The 24405-nt window shown below is 42.9% G+C and carries 28 protein-coding genes; 10 read left to right on the forward strand and 18 right to left on the reverse strand.

The genetic code is table 11. The annotated features are described in order from the left end of the window. Positions 1–4: 4 nt before the first annotated feature. Entirely contained in the window at positions 5–286 is a 282-nt protein-coding gene (locus tag AAA938_RS08290) for a hypothetical protein (RefSeq protein ID WP_338228188.1), read from the forward strand. On the opposite strand, the gene hisS is transcribed toward AAA938_RS08290, so the two are convergent. Then, a complete protein-coding gene (gene hisS, locus AAA938_RS08295; RefSeq protein ID WP_338228189.1) occupies positions 283–1644 on the reverse strand; it encodes a histidine--tRNA ligase in 1362 nt (453 codons plus the stop codon). The genes AAA938_RS08290 and hisS overlap by 4 nt on opposite strands. A 163-nt stretch (positions 1645–1807) precedes the next feature. On the opposite strand from hisS, the gene AAA938_RS08300 reads away from it, so the two are divergent. After that, positions 1808–1951, forward strand: coding sequence for a hypothetical protein (locus AAA938_RS08300; RefSeq protein ID WP_338228191.1), 144 nt, complete (start codon positions 1808–1810; stop codon positions 1949–1951). A gap of 50 nt (positions 1952–2001) precedes the next feature. Here AAA938_RS08300 and AAA938_RS08305 read toward each other — a convergent pair whose 3' ends face one another. After that, positions 2002–2508 (reverse strand): metallophosphoesterase family protein, encoded by a 507-nt coding sequence (locus AAA938_RS08305; protein ID WP_338228192.1) that lies wholly within the window; start codon positions 2506–2508, stop codon positions 2002–2004. Positions 2509–2660: 152 nt separating this feature from the next. Between AAA938_RS08305 and AAA938_RS08310 the strand changes: the two genes are divergently transcribed. The 3 genes from AAA938_RS08310 (at position 2661) to AAA938_RS08320 (ending at position 5492) form a co-directional block, all read left to right on the forward strand. After that, a complete protein-coding gene (locus AAA938_RS08310; protein WP_338228194.1) occupies positions 2661–3059 on the forward strand; it encodes a rhodanese-like domain-containing protein in 399 nt (132 codons plus the stop codon). After that, complete coding sequence (locus AAA938_RS08315) at positions 3056–4426, forward strand: NAD-dependent succinate-semialdehyde dehydrogenase (RefSeq protein ID WP_338228195.1); 1371 nt, start codon at positions 3056–3058, stop codon at positions 4424–4426. The genes AAA938_RS08310 and AAA938_RS08315 overlap by 4 nt, the downstream gene beginning before the upstream one ends. A gap of 85 nt (positions 4427–4511) precedes the next feature. Continuing rightward, on the forward strand, positions 4512–5492 hold the full coding sequence (locus AAA938_RS08320) for a pyruvate dehydrogenase complex E1 component subunit beta (protein WP_338228196.1): 981 nt from the start codon (positions 4512–4514) through the stop codon (positions 5490–5492). A gap of 95 nt (positions 5493–5587) precedes the next feature. Here the strand turns inward: AAA938_RS08320 and AAA938_RS08325 are convergent, their stop codons facing one another. Both AAA938_RS08325 and AAA938_RS08330 read right to left on the reverse strand, forming a co-directional pair. Then, a complete protein-coding gene (locus AAA938_RS08325) occupies positions 5588–5920 on the reverse strand; it encodes a hypothetical protein (protein WP_338228197.1) in 333 nt (110 codons plus the stop codon). A 459-nt stretch (positions 5921–6379) separates the two neighbouring features. After that, positions 6380–8899 (reverse strand): TonB-dependent receptor, encoded by a 2520-nt coding sequence (locus AAA938_RS08330; RefSeq protein WP_338228198.1) that lies wholly within the window; start codon positions 8897–8899, stop codon positions 6380–6382. A gap of 257 nt (positions 8900–9156) precedes the next feature. Between AAA938_RS08330 and AAA938_RS08335 the strand changes: the two genes are divergently transcribed. Together AAA938_RS08335 and AAA938_RS08340 are read left to right on the forward strand one after the other, a co-directional pair. Next, positions 9157–10239, forward strand: coding sequence for a sensor histidine kinase (locus AAA938_RS08335; RefSeq protein ID WP_338228199.1), 1083 nt, complete (start codon positions 9157–9159; stop codon positions 10237–10239). Continuing rightward, the gene (locus AAA938_RS08340; protein WP_338228200.1) at positions 10236–10982 is read left to right on the forward strand and encodes a LytR/AlgR family response regulator transcription factor; all 747 of its coding nucleotides are present in this window, start codon (positions 10236–10238) and stop codon (positions 10980–10982) included. The genes AAA938_RS08335 and AAA938_RS08340 overlap by 4 nt, the downstream gene beginning before the upstream one ends. Positions 10983–10993: 11 nt before the next feature. Here the strand turns inward: AAA938_RS08340 and AAA938_RS08345 are convergent, their stop codons facing one another. The 11 genes from AAA938_RS08345 to AAA938_RS08395 form a co-directional block, all read right to left on the reverse strand. Continuing rightward, a complete protein-coding gene (locus AAA938_RS08345) occupies positions 10994–11830 on the reverse strand; it encodes an alpha/beta hydrolase (RefSeq protein ID WP_338228201.1) in 837 nt (278 codons plus the stop codon). Positions 11831–11982: 152 nt separating this feature from the next. Beyond that, the gene (locus AAA938_RS08350; protein WP_338228202.1) at positions 11983–14148 is read right to left on the reverse strand and encodes a peptidase domain-containing ABC transporter; all 2166 of its coding nucleotides are present in this window, start codon (positions 14146–14148) and stop codon (positions 11983–11985) included. After that, positions 14132–14662 (reverse strand): peroxiredoxin family protein, encoded by a 531-nt coding sequence (locus AAA938_RS08355; RefSeq protein WP_338228203.1) that lies wholly within the window; start codon positions 14660–14662, stop codon positions 14132–14134. Before AAA938_RS08355 ends, AAA938_RS08350 begins: the two co-directional genes overlap by 17 nt. A 4-nt stretch (positions 14663–14666) precedes the next feature. Then, complete coding sequence (locus AAA938_RS08360) at positions 14667–15098, reverse strand: hypothetical protein (RefSeq protein WP_338228204.1); 432 nt, start codon at positions 15096–15098, stop codon at positions 14667–14669. Between the two features lie 208 nt (positions 15099–15306). Continuing rightward, positions 15307–15732 carry a hypothetical protein gene (locus AAA938_RS08365; RefSeq protein WP_338228205.1) on the reverse strand — a complete coding sequence of 142 codons (426 nt, stop codon included), beginning with the start codon at positions 15730–15732 and terminating at the stop codon, positions 15307–15309. 118 nt (positions 15733–15850) lie between these two features. Then, a complete protein-coding gene (locus AAA938_RS08370) occupies positions 15851–16012 on the reverse strand; it encodes a hypothetical protein (protein ID WP_338228206.1) in 162 nt (53 codons plus the stop codon). Positions 16013–16077: 65 nt separating this feature from the next. Next, the gene (locus AAA938_RS08375; protein ID WP_338228207.1) at positions 16078–16506 is read right to left on the reverse strand and encodes a hypothetical protein; all 429 of its coding nucleotides are present in this window, start codon (positions 16504–16506) and stop codon (positions 16078–16080) included. A 62-nt stretch (positions 16507–16568) separates the two neighbouring features. Then, the gene (locus tag AAA938_RS08380) at positions 16569–16739 is read right to left on the reverse strand and encodes a hypothetical protein (protein ID WP_338228208.1); all 171 of its coding nucleotides are present in this window, start codon (positions 16737–16739) and stop codon (positions 16569–16571) included. A 509-nt stretch (positions 16740–17248) separates the two neighbouring features. Further along, a complete protein-coding gene (locus tag AAA938_RS08385; RefSeq protein ID WP_338228209.1) occupies positions 17249–18322 on the reverse strand; it encodes an agmatine deiminase family protein in 1074 nt (357 codons plus the stop codon). Between the two features lie 3 nt (positions 18323–18325). After that, complete coding sequence (locus tag AAA938_RS08390) at positions 18326–19201, reverse strand: carbon-nitrogen hydrolase (protein WP_338228211.1); 876 nt, start codon at positions 19199–19201, stop codon at positions 18326–18328. 217 nt (positions 19202–19418) lie between these two features. Beyond that, positions 19419–20021, reverse strand: a complete 603-nt coding sequence (locus AAA938_RS08395) for a hypothetical protein (protein WP_338228212.1) — start codon at positions 20019–20021, stop codon at positions 19419–19421. A 120-nt stretch (positions 20022–20141) separates the two neighbouring features. Here AAA938_RS08395 and AAA938_RS08400 point away from each other — a divergent pair, with 120 nt between their 5' ends. Further along, on the forward strand, positions 20142–20804 hold the full coding sequence (locus tag AAA938_RS08400) for a hypothetical protein (protein ID WP_338228213.1): 663 nt from the start codon (positions 20142–20144) through the stop codon (positions 20802–20804). A 48-nt stretch (positions 20805–20852) separates the two neighbouring features. After that, positions 20853–21248, forward strand: a complete 396-nt coding sequence (locus AAA938_RS08405; protein ID WP_338228214.1) for an acetate uptake transporter family protein — start codon at positions 20853–20855, stop codon at positions 21246–21248. A 149-nt stretch (positions 21249–21397) separates the two neighbouring features. Here AAA938_RS08405 and AAA938_RS08410 read toward each other — a convergent pair whose 3' ends face one another. The 3 genes from AAA938_RS08410 to AAA938_RS08420 form a co-directional block, all read right to left on the reverse strand. Continuing rightward, a complete protein-coding gene (locus tag AAA938_RS08410; protein ID WP_338228215.1) occupies positions 21398–22507 on the reverse strand; it encodes an ATP-binding protein in 1110 nt (369 codons plus the stop codon). A 96-nt stretch (positions 22508–22603) separates the two neighbouring features. Continuing rightward, positions 22604–22945 carry a type II toxin-antitoxin system PemK/MazF family toxin gene (locus AAA938_RS08415; RefSeq protein ID WP_338228216.1) on the reverse strand — a complete coding sequence of 114 codons (342 nt, stop codon included), beginning with the start codon at positions 22943–22945 and terminating at the stop codon, positions 22604–22606. Next, positions 22929–23165 carry a hypothetical protein gene (locus AAA938_RS08420; protein ID WP_338228217.1) on the reverse strand — a complete coding sequence of 79 codons (237 nt, stop codon included), beginning with the start codon at positions 23163–23165 and terminating at the stop codon, positions 22929–22931. Before AAA938_RS08420 ends, AAA938_RS08415 begins: the two co-directional genes overlap by 17 nt. 156 nt (positions 23166–23321) lie before the next feature. Between AAA938_RS08420 and AAA938_RS08425 the strand changes: the two genes are divergently transcribed. Continuing rightward, on the forward strand, positions 23322–24356 hold the full coding sequence (locus AAA938_RS08425; protein WP_338228218.1) for an alpha/beta hydrolase: 1035 nt from the start codon (positions 23322–23324) through the stop codon (positions 24354–24356). Positions 24357–24405 lie beyond the last annotated feature (49 nt).

The following is a 24405-nucleotide window of genomic DNA, read 5'->3' on the forward strand; positions in this document are numbered from 1 at the left end:
AACCATGAAAACCATCACTCGGATCGAAAAAGAAGCGATCCGCAACTTATCCTTTTCCAAAAGAGAAGTTCTTTCTAGTCCTGAACAGAAAAAACAAAGAGAAGCCGCGCTTCATCGATCTCAAACACTCGGAAATCTTCTGCAAACCAAAGTTTACCTCACCTTCGAAAGTGCAGATGGAACCACCTATCAGGTACACACCACCGTTTGGGCAGTTGGAGCTGATTTCGTTGTCCTTAAAGAAGGCATCTATTTGCCTGTATCAGCAATTTTGGAAGTGGATTAAACCAATGCCTCAACGGCTTTTTCGAGGCTTAGGCTTTCTTGCTCTCCCGTCTTTAAGTTTTTTAAAACTAAGGTTCCAGAATTGATTTCAGCATCACCACAAATCCCCACGAAGGGGATTTCTTTTTTGGAGGCAAATTCCAATTGCTTTTTCAGCTTGGATGAATCCGGATAGATTTCGGCTTTGATTCCTGCTGCTCTGAATTTGCCCAAAATAGATAAGGCATAGTCAAAGCCCTTTTGGTCAAAATAGGCCAAAAGCAGGCGGGTTCCCTGAAGGCTTTCTTCTGGAAAAAGCCCCAACTCATCCAACACATCATAGATTCGATCCACACCAAAGGAAAACCCGACCCCAGACACACCCGGCAATCCAAATACTCCGGTAAGATCGTCATATCTTCCACCTCCACTCACCGATCCGATAGAGACGCCATGTACCTTGACTTCGAAAATGGCTCCAGTGTAATACGAAAGCCCTCTAGCCAATAAAATATCAAAATCCACATGGGCCAGGTCCTCACCCATTTGTTTCAATATAGTCAAGGCTTCTTCGATTTCCTGAATCCCTTTAAGGCCGGTTTCTGAGCTATTCAGAAATTCACGTAGAAAATCCAACTTTTGGGTTAGCCCTTCTTGCAGATTGACCAAAGGCACTAACTTTTGAATGGAATCCTCTTCAAAACCTCTTTGAGACAACTCCTCCTTCACTTTTTCCCAACCTATCTTATCCAGCTTGTCGATGGCCACACAGAGCGGCCCTTCTTTTCCTGCTTCCCCTATTGCTTCTGCGATACCTGTGAGAATCTTTCGATTGTTTAGCTTGATGCTATACGACTTCAGACCCAACTTGGCAAATACCCTCCGAATCATCAGAATAATCTCAGCCTCGCAGACCAGGCTATCGGTACCCACCACATCCGCATCGCATTGATAAAACTCCCGATATCGACCTTTTTGAGGCCGGTCTGCCCTCCATACGGGCTGGATTTGGTAGCGTTTGAATGGAAAAACCAAGTCATTGCGATTCATCACCACGTAGCGGGCAAAAGGTACAGTCAGATCATAGCGAAGACCTTTTTCGGAAACTTTTGGAAGAATTGAAGGGCTGCCGTTTTTCAGATCATCTTCCGTCACGTCCTTGGCAAAATCCCCTGAATTCAGAATTTTAAACAAAAGCTGATCTCCTTCATCTCCATACTTCCCGGTGAGGGTGGAGAGGTTTTCCATGGCGGGAGTTTCGATCTGCTGATAGCCAAACAGCTGAAAAGTCTCTTTGATGGTATCCAAGATGAAGTTTCTTCGACCCATTTGAAGGGTTCCAAAGTCTCGCGTTCCTTTGGGAAGGGAGGGCTTTTGCATGATTTTTTTGGTGATTTAGGCTCAAATTTACCCAAAAATCCCCAAAAGGCCGGACCATCCGGCAATTTCTCCAAGAATAATTTGCCAGATTTTTAGGCATAAAAGAATTGTCTTCCTATCTTTGCGCCTCATTTCGAATCCAAAAACTTAAACATATACGGCCATGGGTGTAACTACTCTTAAAAGAAAATTGAGAAGAAAAAGACAGAGCCAGAATGCTCGCGTGATCAAAATCAAGCAGTTGAGTGCGAAGCCTGTGATCAAAAACGTGGACATCGAAGAGCTTAAGGCTTCTTTCTCCAAGTAATTTCTTCCTCTGAGAAGACAAAAAGCGGCCCTAAAGCCGCTTTTTTTATTTTAAACTCTCCCCCTTTTTCCCAACTCCACCACTTTTAGATTGGTGATTTTTCCATTGTCTAGGTCAAAAAGCAGCATAGTTCTCATCTGATGAAATCCCTGCTGTCCTATGGCTCCCGGGTTCATGTAGAGGCAACTGAGCTCCCGGTCAAATTCCACTTTGCAAATATGGGAATGCCCGCAGATGAATACTTGGGCTTGGGACTCCCTGATTCTGCTTTTCACTCCTTTTGCATACCGAGGCGGCTTCCCTCCTATATGCGTCATCAGTACTTTGACTCCCTCAAGGGTAAATTTATTCCACTCCGGAAAGCGCTCCTGTACCTCCTGATCGTCAATATTTCCAAAAACTCCCCTGACAGGAATTCCTTTGGGAAGGCTTTCAATCACCTGAAGATCTCCTACGTCTCCTGCATGCCATATTTCATCTACGCCTTGCAAATATTCCAGCGTTTTGTGATCAATGTAACTGTGGGAGTCAGAAATCAAACCGATCTTTTGGGGCATTTTGAGTAAATTTAGAATCAATTCTAAATCAAATTGACCAGATAACCATAGGCTAAAGTCCAAAATGAATTTCAATTGACACTGATAATTCAGCCCAAAAAAGTTAAAATCAAAATCTCATTCGTTAAACTCAATTCCAAGACAAAAAAACCATGAAAACCAAGCTGCTCCTCATCCCATTTGCTGTATTGCTTTTTGTTTTTTCCGCTTCGGCACAGGAAGCCCTACAGGATTCCATTCAGGTCATTTCCATAGAAAAATTCGAAAAAATGTCCACAAAAAAGAAGGCCAGAATTCTCGATGTCCGTACTCCTGAGGAAGTTTCGGAAGGACATCTCACCGGCGCATTAAACATCAATTATCTCGGGGAAACCTTCGCTGAAGAGATTGAAAAACTCGACAAAAAGAAAACTTATCTCCTGTATTGCCGTTCGGGAAGCCGTACCCGAAAAGCTGCCGACCTCATGCAGGATGCAGGATTCAAACATGTGTACATGCTCGAGGGCGGAATTACCGCCTGGAAAGAAGCTGGCAAACCCATTGAAAAATGAATTTGATCCAATCAATTAACCCTTTTACCGACCAACTATTAAAGGAATTTGTCCCCCTTAACCTAAAAGAAGCCAAAAAACAGGTAACTCAAGCACAAAACGCTTTCGAGGCTTGGAAAGAGACCCCCTTGGCACAAAGAGCTGCTTTGATGAAAAAAGCAGGAGAGCAACTCAGAAACCAAAAACAACACTACGCCCGGTTGATTTCCCTGGAAATGGGAAAAGTAATCAAGGAATCCCTAGCTGAAATAGAAAAATGTGCCTGGGTTTGCGACTACTATGCCGATCATGCGGAGAGCTTCCTTCAGGATGAACCTATTTCCCTTCCTGATGACAAGAAGGCAAAAGTGATTTATCAGCCCTTGGGGGTAATTCTTGCTGTGATGCCTTGGAATTTCCCATTCTGGCAGGTATTTCGATTTGCAGCCCCTACCCTAATGGCAGGCAATGCAGGACTTCTCAAGCATGCCTCCAATGTCCCCCAATGTGCTTTGGCCATTCAGGAGGTATTCGATAAAGCCGGTTTTCCGGAGGGACTCTTTCAATCCCTATTGATCAATTCCCAAGTCACCTTAAGCCTAATCCAAGAACCACAAATCCGGGCAGTATCTCTTACAGGAAGTGAGGGCGCGGGCCGGGCCATTGCTGCAGCAGCAGGAAAAGGACTCAAAAAAACTCTCCTGGAATTGGGTGGAAGTGACCCCTTTGTGGTGTTTGCAGATGCGGATATCGATCAGGCTGTGGAAACCGCCGTCAAAGCCCGAATGATCAATTTTGGCCAGAGTTGCATTGCGGCCAAGCGGTTTTTGATAGAAAAACCGGCATATAAACAGTTTGTGGATAGATTCCAAGAAAGGTTAAGCCAACTCAAGGAAGGGGATCCCTTAGACGAAAATTCAGATTTTGCCTGCATGGCAAGACCTGATTTAGCCAAGGAGCTATTTGATCAGGTGAAAAAGACAAGACTTCTGGGTGGCAAAATTCCTTTTGGAGGAGAAAAGCCGGAGCAAGGGTCTCCATTTTTCAAACCCACTATCATCACCGATATCCCTAAAAATTCCCCTGCGTTTCAGGAGGAGATGTTTGGACCTGTGGCTTCTTTCTTTTCCTTTCAAAGTGAAGAAGAAGCAGCACAGATCGCCAATGCAACAGATTTTGGACTGGGTTCATCCGTGTGGACCAAGGATTCCGATCGTGCCGAGCGAATGAGCCGGTCCATAGAAAGCGGAGCTGTTTTCATCAATTCCATGGTGGCCAGTCATCCTTGGCTTCCCTTTGGAGGAATCAAAAACTCCGGCTATGGTAGAGAATTGAGCCGTCAGGGCATTCTCGAATTTGTCAATACCAAGACCGTTTATCTGGGGTAAAATCCTCCTGGACAAAGAATCGGGCAACTTTTGCAAATGCCCGATTCCTTCCTATTTTTACGAGCCAAAATTTTGTCTTTAAATCATGAGAGAAATACAATTCAGGGAAGCTTTGAGAGAGGCGATGTCCGAAGAAATGAGACGTGATAAGAACGTTTTTTTAATGGGTGAAGAGGTGGCCGAGTACAACGGCGCCTACAAAGTATCCCAAGGAATGCTCGATGAATTCGGACCTGACCGCGTTTATGATACCCCAATCTCCGAATTGGGCTTTGCAGGATTGGGAGTAGGTGCTGCGATGAACGGCCTCAAGCCTATCATCGAGTTCATGACTTTCAATTTCTCTCTGGTAGCTATAGATCAGATCATCAACTCTGCTGCTAAGATGTATTCCATGTCGGGTGGAGCCTATTCAGTACCTGTGGTTTTCCGAGGTCCTACGGGAAATGCCGGACAGCTTGGCGCTACTCACTCTTCCAATTTTGAAAATTGGTTTGCCAATACACCTGGCCTTAAAGTGATTGTGCCCTCCAATCCTTACGATGCAAAAGGTCTGCTCAAAGCTGCAATCCGTGACCCAGATCCAGTGATTTTCATGGAATCCGAATTGATGTATTCTGACAAGGGGGAGGTTCCAGAATCAGAATATCTTCTTCCTATCGGCGTGGCGGATGTGAAGAGAAAAGGAAAGGATGTCACCTTGATTTCCTTTGGAAAAATGATGAAAGTAGCGCTTGAGGCTGCCGAGGAAATGGCTAAAGAAGGTATTGAGTGCGATGTGATCGACTTGAGAACAGTTCGTCCAATCGACTATGCCACTTGCGTAGAGTCTTTGAAAAAGACAAACAGAGCAGTAATTGTGGAAGAGGCCAATCCTATTGCGGCTATTTCTTCAGAATTGACTTATCACTTCCAGCGACATGCTTTTGATTATTTGGATGCGCCGGTGATTCGAGTAAACTCTATGGACATTCCACTGAGCTACTCTCCAACCTATATCGACGCTACTCTTCCCAATGTGAAGAGAACTGTAGATGCGATCAATAAGGTACTTTATAGATCCTAATAGAGAAAAAGCCCGGTTTTATCCGGGCTTTTTCATTTTTCCTTTTTCAATTCAATAAACTGAGTTCGATCTATCAGACTACCCAAGCCTTCGTTTTATTTGCTGGCAGTTTTGTTTTCCAAAAGCGGGGAAAAATCTACCTTCTGTCCTACCTCGTACTTCCCTTTGTGATCTAACTTCCAAGTTGGTCGAGCATTGATATTTCCGGGATTGATAGGGATAATTTTATAACCTACCATACCATTGAATTTCTCTTCATTGGGCTCATAAATCTCAGAAACCACCCAGATGGTTGGTTCTTGCGGAATGATCAGTTTCTTTTCTGGAGAACAGGAAAAAATTAGGAAGGAAAAGAAGATCAGGGCAAATAGCTGAAAGAGAAAAACAAAAGAATCATTCAATTTTTTGAATTTGACAGATGAATTCATTTGTGATTTTGTTCTCGGGTTTAAAGATTAGGACTTCACTTGCCATTTCGAAGATTTTTCGAAAATGGATAGGGGTGATTATTTTTTTGGACTTCCTATCCTAAGCTTACCAATTTTCATACCATCAATTCAGACTTGCTTTAAAATTGGATGATAAAAAGAAAAAATGGGGGCAAAATGAGATGAATGAAAGAATGGTATGGAGATTCGTACTCAAATAATCAGTCTAAAATAAACCTGTGTGCTTCTTTTTGGATAGAATAAAAAAACCAGGCCTAAAAAGCCTGGCATTTTTGTTACCCAATCTATCTATCAATTGTGGGAAAAACCGGAATGGTGAGTTCCGGACTTTAATGAGGTAGTTATATCTAGCTGGAAAGGAAGAAAGTTCCTTTTGGAATAGCTTTTGGGTTTACTAAGTCCCCTCCCTTGAGTTAAGAGGGGACTCATAATCTCGATTTATCTGTTTCTTACGGGAGCACCACCTCCATTTTCCATTCCTCCATCTCCTCCTCCGTCTTTGAGGTCATCGTTGTTGATGGACTTTCTTCTTCTAGGTCTTTGATCCATGCTGAGCTTTCCGATTCTGTAGTTGAAGTTGATTTTGAAGTTCAGATTTCGGATCGCATTGGTGCTGTTTTGGATGATGGTAGGCGTGATGATTTCGTTGCGGAAGACAAACTCCTTCGCAAGGAAGTTTTCAGCACCAAATCCGATCGAACCCCTTTTCTCATTAAACTGCTTGTTGAAGCTCAATCCATACACAGCAAAACCTCCTGAGGTACCCTGTAGCTCCACTCTTCTGCCTCTGGCAAAGGAAAACAGCTGCACCTGCCAGTTTTTAGGCAAAGTATAGTTACCAAACAACCTTCCGGAGATCACGAAGCCTTCGTTTTGCGCAGCAAACTGAGGGTCAGTCAGCCCATTATCCAGCATCGCATAGTACAAGTCCCCCCCCCCATTCAAGGAAAGCTTGTTACTGATATTGATGTTGAAGAAGATGTTGGTACCTACTGCTTGTTCCTGACCTACGTTTTCGTAAGTAGTGAAGATGATGCCGTCGTTTTGAGTAGTTCGGATTGGTTGGATAGAACCTGTGGTATTTCTAAAGAACCCGGTGAAATTGATCGTTGTGTTCTTGATGAAGGTGCTGTAGCCCAATTCGTAATTATCGGTCAATTCCGGCTCCAACTCAGGATTACCTTGAGTGATCAGCTGTGGGTTGACCGCTTCAATGTTCGGGTTAAGGAAGCGGAGAGAAGGTCTCTGAATTCTTCTGTTGTAGGCAGCCTTGATCATGTTTCCGTTTTTCAGCTTTCGGCTGGCATTGATACTTGGGACAAGGGTACCATAGGAAGGAATTTCCGCTTCAAACTCCGTTTTGAAATCAGCATCGATCATCGTGTATTCGTATCGGAGACCTGTTTTCAAGGTGTAGTTTTTCAACAGAGGGAAGGTGTAGGACAAGTATCCCGCAGTTACATTCTGATCATAGCTGAATTCATTGCTCAGACTTGGATCTTCCAATTGAACAAACTCTCCCTCAGCACCTTGAGCTGCGAAGTAGGAGAAGTCTGAATAGGCTTTTCTCAGAATATTCTTTGCTCCATATTCCAAGATTTGATTTCCCTTTTGATCCAAAGGAGTCACATAATCGATTTGAACCGTAAACTCCTCGTTTTTGCTTGGGTTGATGTTCCTCAATCGGGACAACACATCGATTTGGTTTTCCTCAAAAAGAGTATTGGTGAAGGAGTTTTCTCTATCGTTTACAGAGTAAAGGGTCAAAAAGCTCAATTCTCTGCCTTTTTTCTCGTAAGTTCTAGTGTAGTTCAAGCTGACATCTACAGAATTGGAGTTGTCTAGTGAATTGGTAGCTCTCAATTGCTCTCCTCTGAGTACATCATCCAGAAAATTCTGAGTTAGGAAGTCGTTTTGCCAGTTTTTGGAATTTCTAACACCGAAATTGACTGAACCTGTGATGAAGTTATACTGGTCGATTTCATAGTCCACCCCGAAATTGTAGCGACCAAAAAGGTCTCTTCGCTCTGTTTCGGCTGATTGAAGTGTCTTGGAAACAGTCCCATCCGCATTGTTGGTGATTTGCTGATTGTCAAAACCACCAAGGATATTGTATCCGGATCTACCGAAGCCTCCTAGGGAAAAGCCAAACTTTCCAGTTCTCGCACTACCCTGCAGCCCCAAGTTAGATCCTCTCAAACCGAAGCCTGAGTTGATATTAAGGGTAAGCCCCTGCAGATTGTTCTTTTTGGTCACGATATTGATGACGCCGGAGGTACCTTCCGCATCAAATCGAGCCGAAGGTGAAGTGATTACCTCAACGGCTTTGATTTCGTCTGCAGGAATCTGACGAAGCGCATCAGAGATGGATGAAGCCGCGATGGCAGAAGGTCTGTTGTCGATCAGAACCAGAATGTTAGAGCTTCCTCTCATGGATACATTTCCGTCCAGATCCACTGAAAGCATGGGAACTCTTCGAAGTACATCCGTGGCATCACCACCTGCAGTGGTTTTGTCGTTCTCAGCTTTATAGATAGTCCTGTCTACTCTTTCTTCGATCAATTCCCGCTGACCTTGTACCGTCACTTCTTCCAAAGCAACCCCTTCGTCACTCATTCCGATTTCTCCCAAGTTGATTTCTGTTTCCAATGAGTTGATGTTTACCACCCTTTTGACAGTCTCGTATCCCAAGAAAGTCACTTGAAGCTCGTATTCTCCCAATTCATATCCGGTAATATAAAATACACCATCTCCATCAGCTACAGCACCCGAAGTACTGACGTCTGTTCCGAGTTTATATAGTGCGGCTGTGGCATAGCCTACGGGTTCGCCGGATTTGAGGTCTTTTGCCACCCCGATAATTCTTCCGGAAGTTTTCTTTTCCGGATTGTCTTGAGCCTGAGCGAAGCTCGCTCCCAAGATCAAAAATGCAAGTACTAGATTGAGTAGTTTATTCATGGTTTTGTTTTCAAACAAGGTATTCGCCTATTAGTACCCCAAAGTTGAGGGCAATGTTCAGGCTCAAAAAATGTAATAGACCGCCCTGCACCTTTTATCGACAAACCCAATCTAAAAGGGGATGAATCCCCGGATTACACGAATAGCAGGCTTAATCCCAAGAAAAGGGAGTTTCATGGGAATAATACTTGGTTTCGTAGATTTGATTTGAGGGTGAAATAGAAATTGCCTTAGTTTGGATACTGAAAATCAACCGAATGCCAAATCTGATCCCCAATAAGAACCTTTCTCTTTTGGTCCACCTCTTAGGCTGGGTCATGTTAGTCGTGGTGCTTTTATTGCTTTCCCCGCTTTCCTGGAGAATGGGAGAGATCGAGCTGCCCTATCAGTTTTGGATGAAGCAAGTCTTCCTTGTTGGGATATTGATTACGATTTTTTACTCCAACTCCTCCATATTAGTCCCAAAGATCCTTCTCAAGGGCAAAAATTACCTTTACTTGTTAATGGTCCTCTTGGGGGCTGTATTGTTTTATGGGCTAATCGTTTACTTCGAGCAGTTCATCGGTTATGGCAAAGCCATGCACATGCTCTTTAATCCTGACAAGCCTTATGATCCTTCCAAAAGATGGCTTCCGGGAGATGTTTTCCAGCTACTGCTCTTTGTGATCTCAATAGGCTTGAGTACTTCTGTGGCCTTGGTGACCAAATACCAAAAAGATGAAACCCTGAGAAGAGAAATGGACCGGCAGCGGATCAATACCGAACTCTCCTACCTCAAGGCACAGATCAATCCGCACTTTTTCTTCAATACGCTGAATAACATCTATGCACTGACCAATCTGGAGGTGAGCAAAGCTCAGGAAGCCTTGCTCAAGCTTTCACGAATGATGCGGTATGTGCTATATGAAAACCAAAAAAATGAAACCCTACTGTCCAAAGAGCTGAATTTTATACAGGATTACATTGAGCTGATGAAAATGAGGCTCTCCTCCAAAGTCAAGCTGAATATCCAAATCGATGAACCCAAAGACGATCTGATCATCGCTCCCATGCTGCTGCTTCCTTTTCTGGAAAACTGCTTCAAGCACGGCATCAGCTCCCAAAAGGAAAGCGAGATCATCGTAAAAGTGGAAATCATGGGAAAAACCCTCTTTTTCGAAACCCGAAATCATATCTTTCCTGTCAATCCTGATAGTCCCGAGGCCCATGAAAACGGAATCGGGCTGACCAATACCCAACGTAGGCTAAGCTTGATCTATCCCGAAAAACACCGCCTGAAATTTGGCAAAGACGAGGCAAAACAGGAGTATTGGGTAAATCTGACCATTGATTTGTCATGAAAATCAAATGCATAGCTGTAGACGATGAGCCTTTGGCTCTTAGCCTGCTGACCAAATTCATCAAGCAAACCTCATTTCTGGACCTGATCGGGGAGTTTTCCAACGGAATTGAGGCCTTGGGCTTTGTCAACCAAAACGAAGTTCAGCTGATTTTTATGGACATTCAGATGCCTGACCTTTCGGGAATGGAACTGGCCCGGATTCTGGATGGAAAAAAGAATTCTGACAAAACCCGAATTATTTTTTGCACAGCCTATCACCAGTTTGCCATTGAAGGATACAAGGTGGAAGCTCTGGACTACCTCCTCAAACCCTACAGCTACGAGGACTTCCTGGCAGCGGCTACCAAGGCTTATCAGTACTTCGAAAAAGTAAAGCAAAACTCAGAAGTCCAGCCCCGGAAAGAATCAGAGGCGCAGCCAGAATATATTTTCCTAAAAGTAGAATACCAGCTGGTCAAAGTGATGCTGAAAGACATCACCCATGTGGAAGCTTACAAAGACTACGTCAAAGTCCACCTGAAATCGAAGCCCAATCCGCTTCTGTCCCTGACCAGCATGAAAAACATGGAGGAACTCCTTCCATCGGATAAATTTATGCGGGTGCATCGCTCCCACATCATTGCTTTGGACCACATTGACTCTATTGCCAAAAACACGGTCATCATCGGCAATCATCAAATCTCGGTTGGAGACAATTACAAAGAGCCCTTTTTGGAGTTTCTGAGCCGTTGGATTAGCTAAATCTTGGCCGATTAATTTTTCACAAAACCCAAAACATCCTTATACCCCTTGCTCCATGTCCAGAAATATTGGGTGATCATGGGAATATGCTTGGTTTTGGGGTAAAAGGAGTAGGTCAAGTCTGTGCCTTTTTCCTCAGCTTCCTTTCTAAACCGGTCCACGGTCAATCGAATACCGGGGTAGGTTTTTTCTCCTTCCATAAGCAGTAAAGGAATCTCTTTCCCATCCAGAAAGTATATCGGCGAATATTCCTTCCACACCTCCGGATTGTCGGTAAAGGCATCGTAGTTGTCTTCGGCGTCGTACTTTTCCTTTCGCTCAGTCAGAAACCAATACCAATCCAATCCTGCCGGGTCGTTCAGAATCGCCCCTTTGAGCGGATTCTGGATTCCCAATTCTTGCCAAGGCTCTTCTTTGATGGCAACCAAAGCAGCCAAATGGCCTCCTGCAGAATGACCAGAAACATAAATGTTGTTCGGGTCGCCGCCATAATTGGCAATGTTTTCCTGCACCCATTGGACTGCCCTGGCGCTTGCCTTCTCCATGGCAGGCACTTGATAGTATGGTGCCAAAGGGTAATCGATAATTACCGTAACCACACCCCTTCTGGCCATCCGACTTCCCATAAAATCATAAATTTCCTTTCTGCCTTTGTTCCAGCTGCCCCCATGAATAAAGATCAACACGGGAGCATTTTTAGCTTTTTTGGGAGAAAATACATTGAGCTGCTTTCCCGGTAGTTCGGATGAAGACTCTAGATAAGTCAGGTTTTTGGTGCGGGTAACGGATTTAAAAGCGCAACTAGAGGCCATGGCCAGCAGGGCCAACGCGAGAATTAGGTGTTTCATTGGTGGTGATTTGGAGAAAAAAGAAAAAAACTAGGCACTTTGTTTTCAGAAATTAAAAAAGACAACCGGTTAGGATTGCCTTTTTGAATTCCGATTTTCAGACTGCCTACTGCGACTGATTACTGCCTAATGAACAGCTAGTTCCTGCTTACTCAGGCCCTCATCAAATCCCTCAAACTTTCCGAAAGTAGGTTATCTCCCTGAGCCAATAGCTCTGGCGAACCCACCTCTACCAATTTTCCCTGATCCAATATCAACACCTCGTCTGCAAGCAGGGCAGGCCGGATGCGGTGAGTCACTATGAGGATGGGAATCTCTTCCTTTAGCTTCAGGATCAAGTCAAGCATCTTTTGCTCAGTCATCCGATCCATAGCTCCGGTAAATTCATCCAACAACAACACCTGAGGCTTTTTGAGCAAAGCCCTGGCAAGACCAACCATCTGCTTCTGTCCGCCAGATAGATTCACTCCTGCTTCTCCCACCTGAGTAAAATAGCTTTGAGGAATTCGCTCAAAAAATTCATGCAACCCCAAGTCCTGACATCTTTGGATCACTTTTTTATACCCTACCGGATTTGTGTTTAAGCAGATGTTATAGATCAAACTCCCGTTGAAAATCTTGATCTCCTGAGGCACGTAACCTACACGTTCTCGCCAGCCGATTTTAGAAATATCTTGCAGTGACCTATCCCCATTGATCAGGACAGACCCCGATTCTGGGGGATAAAAGCCCATCAAAACCTGCAACATCGTACTCTTTCCTCCCCCGGACTCGCCTAATAGCACGCTCAATTTGCCTTTCTTCAATTCAAAACTCAGCCCCTTGTAGAGCAGTTTTCTTCCCGGAAACCGAAAACTCAGGTTCTCCACCTGAATCTGATCTATGGCATCAGGAAGTTCCATTTCTCCGGAGATTTGCTCCTGTTCCAGCTGTACAAATTCATAGAGTCTATCCCCCGCAATCTGTGCTTCTTGGATTTGGAGGTTGGAAAGGGCCAATTTGTTCACCGCCGGGACCAGCATCCCCAGCATTCCGCTGATTGCCACGAGTACTCCGAGTTCCATCTGCTTCTCTGCCACCAAATAGCAACTTGCCGCCAGTACCGCCACCAGAAATACCACCCCAGCCAGTTGCGACATCAGGGCCAAGCGGTTACTGACTTGTCCTAGAGAGAAAGCGCTTTCCTGAAACTTCCGGTAGGCACTTCCATTCATTTTTAAAAATTGCTCAGATTTAGATTCTCCCTTGATGGCGCCTATTCCTGTCAGCGTATCGATAAATCCCGACTCCGAACCCGAATACTGCACCATCAGATCCTCCTGCCCCTTTTTGATGGGCCGATGATACCGATAAATCAACAGAAAATAAATCGGGAGAAAACCAAAAACCAGACAGCCAATCTGCCAAGAGTAGAGGAAAATCGAAACCGTGGTCACTATCACCACAAAGGAATCCACCATCAACTCTGTAGTCAATACCGAAACCGCTCTCTGAATCCGCCGCGAATCATTCATCCGGGAGGTGATGTCTCCGACCTTTCTGGAATCAAAAAACACCTTGGGCAATCCCAGCAACTGCTCAAAAAACCCATTGATCAGCCGAAGATTCAGTTCTTTGCTTTGTCGTACCAAAATGGAAGAACGGAGGTAGCTAAGTACCGACCTTCCGATCAAGAGGACAAAAAGCAAAACCAGACCCAAACTCAGCTTTTGCCAGGCTTGATTGGGCAGAAATTCATCAATCAGCTTTTGGGAAAATACCGCCACAGCCAGACCCAAGATCGTGGTGACCAAACCCAGAAAACCTGAAATCAGCAAAATCGGTATGTCGGACCGGATCAAGTCCAAAATCCATTTTCGCTTTTTCTGCCGACTACTTTCCAAGGTCTCAAATCCAGCTCCAGGCTGTAACAAAACCAGTGTCCTGCTTTGCCAGATCTCCAATAGCCCCACTTCAGAAACCCACTTCTTGCCAAGGGCCGGATCCATAAGTAAGTATTGATTTTCCTTCTTTCCATAGCACACCACGAAGTGGCTAAACTTCTGATCGATGACCACATGAAGTAGGGCTGGGAATTCCAACTCATCCAAGTGATGAAGATCCTTCACCCGGAAGGCATCACCTTCCATTCCTATCTGACGGGCAGCCTCTACTAAACCCAATACCGTGGTACCCTGAACAGCTGTCCCACTGATCTGCCGTAGGTACTCCATAGACCGCTCACCACCAAAATACCGAATCACCGAAGCCAAGCAAGCTACCCCACAGTCGGAACTCGCCTGCTGCAAGACCACAGGAATCTTATCTGGAACGATCATGGGCCTTTTGAATAGACACTTTCAAATCCGAAATAGAGATTGCACCCAAGGCATAATCCACCAGATTACCCTCTACATCATAGATAAAGGTGGCAGGCACTCCCGTCAACTTAAAGGCGTTGGCAAGGCTGTAAAGGGTATCGGAATAAAAATGATGCGAGGATAAACTATCAAGCTTGTATAGCGCAGAAAACTCCTTAATCTCTTCTACGGACTCAGAGGAAACCCATAAAAACTGAGTTTCCAGGTCATCCCTAAAATTTCTTTGGATCAACTCAGCCTCAGACTGACAGATCGGACAGGAGGAATTGAAGTAGATCAAAACAGAAGGAGTAGCATCACTTTTCGTTTTCAAATTTACTGACCCAGCATCAGTTGAATTCAACATGATTGAAGGAATAGAACTGTATGCTGACTGCAATTCTTGCTTTGTGGTATATCTAGAAAAACCAATCCAAGCCCCTATTGCGACCAATCCAACCAGCAGAAAAGGGAAAAGGTATTTTATTCGCATGACATTAGCTGTTTCCCAAAGAAATAAACATCACAAATACCACCCAGCAAAAAAAGAAACTTACATAGTATCCCAATACTATTTTAAGCATAGAGTCCAAGGAACTTTTGAGATACTTGGCCAAGAGGAAAGCAAGAAGTATCCAATAAATTACTTCAAAAATATTCAATACCTTAAGAGGATAAAACAACCACTCTTGAAGAGACTCAGGATCAAATAAGCTAAACAGAGACAAGGGAGAAAACAAGCGAACCGCCTCCATAGAGACCGGATGGAAGGAAAACCATATAATTTTGATAAGCAAGGGAATAAAGAATACAAACTCTGAGATAAGAACTACTCCAAAGACCTTTTTGTAACTGATTTCATATTTAGCTAAATACAAACCCAAATAAATCAGCATAGCAGGAATATTTAGGGCAATCAATTGAATCATTAATTTGATGGGGTAAGTAACCCAAAGCCATTCTTTACGAAAATCAAGCAACTCATAAACTCGGGACTCGGAGAACTTATCAGAATAAAATTCAAAAAACACCAAATCAGTTAAAATAGCATAATCTATCCAGAAGTAAAAAATAACTAAAAAAATACAATATAAAACAAATAATAATTTCATAAATTTTTAATAAGAAATTAATTCCTTATTCCGCTCTTTGAAATGTCATTTCTGTTGGCCCCAAAATCCCACCGTTTTTAACAAACCTCAATTTTAATATTGTATCACTTTGAAAAGAAATAAACAATTTCATAGGATTTAATTTTTGTTCATAAAAAATAATCATAGTATCTGATTTCATAAAAAAACGACCTTTCTGTTCTGAAGAGGTAAAGTTGGCGGTAGCATTTGTAAAAAAAACAGAATCACCTTTAAATAAATATTTAGTATTATTTAAAACATATTCATTTCCTTCAAAAACCTGTAATTTCTCTTCCTCGGTCAAATATTGGAAATTATCACTTTGTATAAACGTATCAAACCCAGAAAAGTGCACAAGTTGCCACTTCCCCTCTAATTCAAAATAATTTTGAAAAAACAAAGCAAATATTAAAAGTAAATGGAAGTTCATATTTTTTAATTTAAATTTATTTCAAATAGTCTAAACATTACTACTTTTTGAAAGATTGAATTTAAAATGTAAAAATGATAAGGTGCTAACCTGTTCACACAGATTAGCACCTATAATCTTAGGCTTGAGGACAATTAGCTACATAATTATCCCAAAGAAGTAGATACTGCTCATTGGTACCTTGAAATCGGCCACCGTAGAGCAGAATGTATGCATGTTCACAGAAGGTATTATCTCCCCCCACCAGATTTTCCATCTGGTCATTTGTTAATTTTTCCATAGTTGTTAATGGTTAAAGTTCACTTTAAAAAGGTTTGTTTTATAATAAAACATACTAAGTGCTATTCAATTATCTAAATCAACTTTAGAATATACATCCCTACTTCTAGCTAAATCACCGTTTGGAAAAATGAATCTAGTATGCAATTCGTATTCATCACTTTCTTCGATTAAATAATTATATGTATAAATTTTATCATAATCAAAAATTCTTAAAGTATCACCAATCACCATCCATTTTCCTCTTTTGTTCACAATTCTTTTTTCTCTAGGATTTACATCAACCCAAAAGACTGTATCTTTTTTAAATTCTAAATAAGCATTTTTAAGGTATAGCTCGTTCACTTCAAGAATTTCATCTTGTTGTTCCTTCGGAGTTGCTTGAAATGCAGACGAATTAATCATATTAAAGTTAGCCTCAGCAAACTTTAGATTCCACCTTCCCAACAAAATAGATGGATCTATCAACAGAATTAAAATAAATATCCTTAACATGAAATAATTGGTTTTGAAAAAGGAATGAAGAGGGATTTGATCTCTTCATTCCTCAAATCGATTTAGGCTTGGGGATCGTAATCCCTGCAATAGGTATCAAAATATCTAACTGCCAAGGCAAAGAGCTCATCGCTACCTTGAAATGGTCCTATGAAAATGGACGCATAGAGGTTTGCACAATAATCACTTCCCCCCACCAGATTTTCCATCTGGTCATTTGTTAATTTTTCCATAGTTGTTAATGGTTAAAGTGTTGTAAATAATTAAATGACTGGTTGATTTTAAAAAATCAGTTCCAAACTTCCAAATCCCTCACCTTCAGATCATTGCAAATCCTGGAAAAGTACAAGCTGAAAAACGAAATTTTTCGAAATATTCTTTTGAATCATTAGTTTATCCCCCCCCCCCATATTCCTTAGTTTATTTGGCAATCATCTAAACTAACAAAATATTTCATCGAACTTCAACTATTTTTAAATTATTTTCTATTCTTGAAAAAATCATACGATAAGATTAGGAGAAGTATTTTTTCTTTTGGTTTGGGAGTAAAATGTTGCCTCAAAAATTGTTAGCTCTTGGAATTAAGGGGATATATTTAATACAAATGCCTTAATATTCTAATTCTTATACTGAAAAAAGGCTCACAGATAACACAGATTTGCACAGATAATTGAAAGGGCTACAAGCTTCTCACTGCCAACTGAATTCAACAACACTGCCTACTGGTCACTGAGACTGCCAACTAAACAAGCGGTTCCTGCTGACTCAGACAATGAAAAGATCCCAATCCCCAGATGATATCTGTGCTGTCGATCCCTATCACACGTCTGTCAGGAAAGCAACCGGTTAAGATATCGAGGGCTTTTTGATCGTTTTTATCCCGGAAAGTCGGTACCACGACCACTTCATTCCCTATGTAAAAATTGGCATATGAGGCTGGCAAACGCTGATCTTCCCAAATGACCGGACTTGGCATAGGGAGCTCCACAATCTTCAGTTGCTTTCCATTTTCAAGCCTCATTTTCTTTAGGAGCTCAAGGTTTTCAGCCAGGATATGGTGATTCTCATCGGACTTATTTTCCTCCACCACGGTCACCACCGTATCCTCATTCACAAAACGGGTAATATCATCGATATGCCCGTCAGTATCATCTCCGATGATGCCATCCCCTACCCAAAGAATATGCTTTACCCCATAGTAATCACAGAGGTATTTTTCGATTTGAGCTTGATTGAGGTGAGGATTCCGGTTTTCATTGAGCAGGCAAGCTTTTGAAGTGAGTAGCGTTCCTTTTCCGTTGAATTCCACCGAACCGCCTTCCATGACGATTCCGGGCTTGAAGTAAGGAATGCCCAAATGCTCAGCGATTCGGATAGGAATCTGATTGTCCAGATCGTGGGGAGGATACTTTTCGCCCCATGCGTTGTAGTTCCACTTTACCAGCACCTTCTTGATTTCCTCATTCGGATTGATCAAAAAGGCAGGCCCATGGTCTCGGCACCAGGCATCATTGGTTGGGAAAAAGTGGAAAGCGATTTTGCTCAAATCCGCTCCGACCATTTCCAAATGGGTTAGGGCAAAGGCTTTCATGGCTTCATCAGCCACATTGATATTGACCTTTTGGCCTTTGGCTACTTCTCGGATAAACTGAGAATAGGGCACAAAAATCGTCTCGATCTTGCCCGGCCAACTCGCCTCCTTATGCGGCCAACTCAGCCACATGGATTCTTGCCGAGCGAATTCCGCAGGAAAATAATAGCCCAATTCCGCCGGAGTCACTGCCCCGGTTTTTGCCAATTCAAACAAATCTGCCATGGCTTATTCTTCGTCTAGGAATCGCTTGGTGATCGGCTGGTAAGAATCGATTCTTCGGTCCCTCAAGAAAGGCCAGTGCGTTCGGTACCGATCCGAACCCGTCAAGTCCAGTTCCTCCACATGAACTTCCTCTTCCAAATGAGGGGCTTTATAAGTCACACGTCCAAAGGCATTGGCCACAAAAGACCCACCCCAAAACTGCATCGGTCCTTCGATTCCGGTACGGTTGACAGAAACTACAGGGATTCCATTGGCCACCGCATGAGAACGCTGAATGGTTTGCCAGGCATTGTATTGATCGTCATTGGTTTGCTCGTCCTGATGCAAAGCCCAACCGATGGCGGTAGGATACACCAAAAAGTCAGCGCCTTTCAGGGCGGTGATTCGAGCCGCCTCCGGATACCATTGATCCCAACAGATCAAGACACCGATCTTTCCGAATTTGGTTGGGAATACTTTATAGCCTAAGTCACCCGGAGTGAAATAAAACTTCTCAAAATAGCCCGGATCGTCTGGAATATGCATTTTTCTGTACTTACCGAGGTAAGTACCGTCAGCATCCAAAACTGCCGTGGTGTTATGGTAAAGTCCTTCCGCACGCTTTTCAAACAGGGAAGCTACGATCACCACACCCAGTTCTTTGGCCAAAGCTCCTAGTGTTTCGGTAGAAGGACCTGGGATGGCTTCGGCCAAAAGGAAATTGTCATAATCCTCCACATCGCAGAAGTAGAGCGATCTAAAAAGTTCCTGCAGGACTACGACCTGAGCGCCTTTTTGGGCGGCAGTGCGGATACCTGCGAGAGTTTTCTCCATATTTTCGGCCACGTTCCCAGAGCAACTGAGCTGGACCAAACCAACTTTGACGGATTTGTTTGCCACGGCTAATGTTTTTTAGTAGGCTGCAAAGATACCGTGGACTGGGGGGAATGGCAAATGAAGTTTGGAGGGAGATGGAAGGTTTGGTCGGTCAGTTGTAAAAAGTGAGTGGTAAGTGGTGAAATAATCAATGATCAAATTCAATGATCAATTTTCAAATTGAGGAAGTGTAACGGGTTGAAATGACGTAAAACTTGTGCTGAGCAAATGATCCTTGATATTACCCTTTGAATATGTTGATCCTGAACTTGACTTGGAAGGAATGAACTTTCAAAGAAGGGTCATTTTGTTTGTAAAACTGACCGGACATAGTTCCCTCAACAATCTGCGTCGTTACATCAAATTTGGTAACAACCATACTTAGAGGCAGATCGGCAGGCTTTGGATTGATTTCAGGTCCGATATATCTGGATAAATACTGGGTTCCATTGACTTCCAGGCTATTGGTGAAAATGGAAGGATAGGACCCCACTTTTAGGCTTTCATTCATAAAAACGATGAAATTAACGCAGTCCTTTCCTTCTCCAGTTCCGCATTTATTCTGGTAAAGCATAGAAATGGAATAATCGAAAAAATTGTAAATCAAAGTATTAAGACCCGGAGTATTGTCAGTGATTCGCTCAAATCCGGTTCCGGGGATTAGGTTTTCCTCCAAAATTTCGGATCGATACTTTACTCCATCAAGAGTAAACTCCATGTACAACGCCTTTTTCTCCTCTACTACAGGGTCGGGTTCTTCCGTTTCGGAACAGCCACTAAACAACACAAAAGAACCAAAAATGAGCAAGCTCAAAAGAGAGATAAAACTGTATTTCTTTTTCATGATTGAATAAAATTCTTTGTAAAAGTAATGGGAATAAAAACCCCAATAAATACCCTATATCGGGTATTTTTTTAATGATTTTATTCTCGGATAATTGAGAAAATATAACCCTACGCACCTATGACCTTAAGCGAACAATTAGTCTTCTGCAAAAAATGCCACAACAGAAGAATGGATGCCAATCAGGGCTTGATTTGCTCCCTGACAAGCGCCAAGCCCAACTTTCAAACTACCTGCGAAACGTTCAATCTGGACGAAAGAATGCAGGCCGAATTGATAGAAGATTCTGAAGACACCACGGTAGAAATTCCCGCCACCATTTCACCTCAAAAATATCAGGCCTTACTCCAGGAACAGAACCTATCCCTTGCCATCACCGGAGGGATTCTGGTTGGACTCGTAGGTGCGGTCCTTTGGGCAGCAATTACTGTGGCTACAGGCTGGCAAATCGGCTATATGGCCTTGGCCATTGGGGCTGGGGTTGGATTTTCGATGCGGTACTTGGGCAAAGGAATCGAGCAAGTATTCGGCATTTCCGGTGCTGCCATTGCTGTCTTCAGCTGTGTGATTGGAAACTTCCTGAGCGTTTTGGCATTTATTGCCAATGCAGAAGGTCTGACCTATATGGACACCCTTCTTTATTTCGACTACAGTTACACTTTAGATCTTCTGGCCGAAACAGCCCAGTTTATGGATTTGGTTTTCTATGCCATCGCAGGGTACGAGGGATATAAATTTGCTTTCCGGCAGTTTAGTGCAAGGGAAATGGCAAGTCTGAAATAGAGAAGGTCATGGCTTTTTTTATTTCATAAGCATTACCAATTTGGAACTATGGAAAAAACTCAAGTCTTCATCGATTATTATCTGAATAAAATCCAAGAAAAAGATTTTGATCTGGGGGAAGTAAGGAAAGCGATGGAAAAAGAAAATTTTCCTGAGGAGGAAATCCGCTCAGTGATCAAACGTCTGGACAATGAACTGCAGCGACAGGCTTTTGACCAAGTCAATCGCTCCAACCGGATAAATCTGATGGGACTTGGATTGGTACTGATAGCCCTGGGATTGGTGGTTACCTTGGGCACCTTCTTGGGGCTAATCCCTTCCGGCAATTCCTTTATTCTGGCTTACGGACCGATTTTTGGAGGACTTGGCATCACTGTTTCCGCCTATTTGAGTAAAAAGAGAAACGGAACAGCAAGAGGGAAATTTGAGAATCGGAAAAGATGAATCTGGCACTTTTCATAAAGTGTAGATTTTGTTTGGCTTTCAAAAATCCATCACCACTTGCAAATCTCCCTAAGGTCCAAAGCTTTTTCCAAACTCAGCTTTCCTAGCTTCTCTAAAAATCCGAAAGCATAGCACTCTCCCAAAAACCCTTAGTAAGAATAGCTGCCCAACCACTCCCAAAAATTATCTTTATGGATCACCTGCAAAGGCTGTGAGCTATAAGTCTCCTCAAAAACCTTGGGGAACTTCACCTTGGCCTTTGGATTCCATTTAAACTCAAAAGGATAAATTTTCCCATCGATTTCCTCGATGTAGTCAATCTCTTGTCCTCGGACATTTCTCCAGAAATAGACACTTCCATAAAAACCATGGTAATTGAGCATTTTGGTACGCTCAGCAATCAAGAAGTTCTCCCAAAGAGCTCCTACATCCGCCCGTGAAGCAAGCGTGGCATAATTCCCAATGATGCTATTCCTAATCCCATTATCCACAAAATACACCTTCCGACTTGTACTTATTTCGCCGCGTAGATTTCTGGAAAAAGGATTGAGTCTCTGAATGATAAAAGCTTTCTCCAGCAAATCCATATAGTTTTGAACCGTCGCCTTATCTGCTTGGACTGTTTGGGATAGTTCATTGAAACTGACCTCCGAGCCGACTTGCCATGCCAATGCCTGAAGGATTTTGGCCAAAAGTTCCGGTTTTCGAATTCCTTGGAAGTTGAGTAAGTCCTTGTACAAATAGCTGGAAGACAAATTATTCAGTATTGAAATTTCGGCTCCCTCTTGAGTAACGACTTCCGGATAGGTGCCAAAAATCATAAACTTCTCAAAAGCTGAAAGACAGTAAGGCATCCCCAAACCATTAACCAGTTCGGACCAGGAAAGAGGAAATAAACGATATTCCCATTTTCTTCCGGTAAGCGGTTCGTGGACCGAACTAGCCAACTCCAAGGCGGAAGAACCCGTGACAAGACATTGAATTCCATCAAAATTGTCGACAATAAGTTTTAGGGTAAGTCCGATCTGAGGAATACGTTGAGCTTCATCCACTACCACCACTTGATACGAACCAAGATATGCTTTCAAAAAAGAAAGGCTGGTATTTTGAAGAGCTTGCTGCGTGGTCAAATCATCCCCATTGAGGTATAAAAAAGGCCTCCCTAAGCTTTCAGCCAGTTTTTTGACTAAAGTTGTTTTTCCTACCTGTCTCGGTCCTAAGAGCAAAATCGCCTTTTTAAAGTCGATTTTCCGTGACAACAGATCAAATAATTGCCTTTGAATATGCATAATCAGAGATCGTAATCCCCAAAAATACGTATTTTCAGGGATTACAATCCCCAAATATTCATTTTTTCAAAAATCAATCACCGCTTGCAACTTCTCCCTTAGCTCCAAAGCTTTTTCCAAGCTCAGCTTTCCGAGCTTTTCTAAAAATCGTCGGTTATCCAAAGCTCTGATTTGATCCACTAAAATCTCTGAATCCTGCTCCAAACCAGTCACTTTAATTCCTAAACGAACCCTCAAAATATTCTCCTCTTTTGAAAGCCTAGAGGTGATCGGGCAAATCAAGGTGGAAGGATGATCCAATTGATTCAAAAGATTAGACTGAATCACTACTGCTGGCCTGATTTTACCCGGCTCTGTACCTCGAGCAGGATTTAGATTAACCAGCCAAATTTCAAATTGCGCCTTCATCAATCAAGCGATCAAACTCCTCATTCACTTCCATGGACGAATCCCTTACCAGTTGAGAAGCTTTTGCGAATGCCTTGGCCAACTTCTTCCGCTTGTGATAGCGATTATAAAAATCCAAAGCTTCATTGATATACCTATTTCTTGGAATTCCCTTTTCCTTGAGAATATCCTCTGTTTCCTCAAAAACAGATTCATTGAGTTTTAAAGAAAGTGTTTTCATTGATTTTTAAAGTATCACTAAATGTATATACTTTCCTTTTCCAAAGAAAGTTCAAATGAAGCATTCTTAAAAAAGTCTAATGCCTTCCACTCCAACCTTTCTTGGTCAAAGTCTCAATAAAACCTACATTTAGTCTGAACCTAAACCCATTAACCTATGAAAAGACATTTGCTCTTTGTGCTCCTATTATGCTTGGGAGCGATTTCAACTTTTGCCCAAAAAGGCACCAAAGAACGCATCAAAGTCCACAGCAAAGCACTTGAAGGCAACCTGATCGGGGATCCTGCAGATCGTGACGTGACCGTTTACCTTCCTCCCTCCTACGCCAAAAATCCTGAGAAACGGTTTCCTGTCCTGTATATGCTGCATGGCTTCACTGACAACGACTCCCAATGGTTTGGTTGGGAAAAGCACTGGATCAATTTGCAGGATGTCATTGAGCAGTCTTTGGCCGAGGGCCTTTCCAAAGAGATGATTGTAGTCATGCCCAATGCCTACAATCGCTTCAAAGGAAGCATGTATGCGAGTTCGGCCACGATCGGCGACTGGGAAACTTTCGTGACTCAAGAATTGGTCAGCTATATTGATTCCCACTACCGCAGCATCCCAACCAAAGAAAGTCGGGGGCTGGCTGGCCACTCCATGGGAGGTTTTGGCACCCTGAGGCTGGGAATGAAAAATCCCAATGTCTATTCTGCGATCTATGCCCTCAGTCCTTGTTGCATGGACGGAGGAGCCTCTACCAATCCGGAACTGATGAAAAAGCTGGAATCCTTGACTCCAGACCAACTTCAGGAAACTTCCTTTATGGAAATCGCCGCTTTGGCGACTTCGGCAGCCTTTGCCCCTAATCCCAAAAATCCTCCGCTTTACTTGGATTTGCCTGCAAAAGACGGAGAAATCCGTCAGGATGTAATCAACAAAATCATCGCCAACCGCACCCTGAATTATGTGGATCAATACATTCCCAATCTCAGGAAACTGAATGCGATCGGATTGGATGCAGGCCTTCAGGATCGGGGCATCAGCGAAGCCACCAAAAAGCTCCATGAAATCTTGGAATCCTATGGAATCCCTCACCTATACGAAAGCTATGAGGGAGATCACCTTAACCGCATTGCAGAGCGGATTCAGACCCAGGTTCTTCCTTTTTTCTCTGCAAATCTAGTCTTTCAGTCCCCTAAAAAGTGAGAAATCCTCGATAAATGCAGGGATTTGAACACTGCGAATAAGTTTCAAA

Origin of the sequence: Algoriphagus taiwanensis (genome assembly GCF_036245645.1) — a bacterium.
Taxonomy (GTDB): domain Bacteria; phylum Bacteroidota; class Bacteroidia; order Cytophagales; family Cyclobacteriaceae; genus Algoriphagus; species Algoriphagus taiwanensis.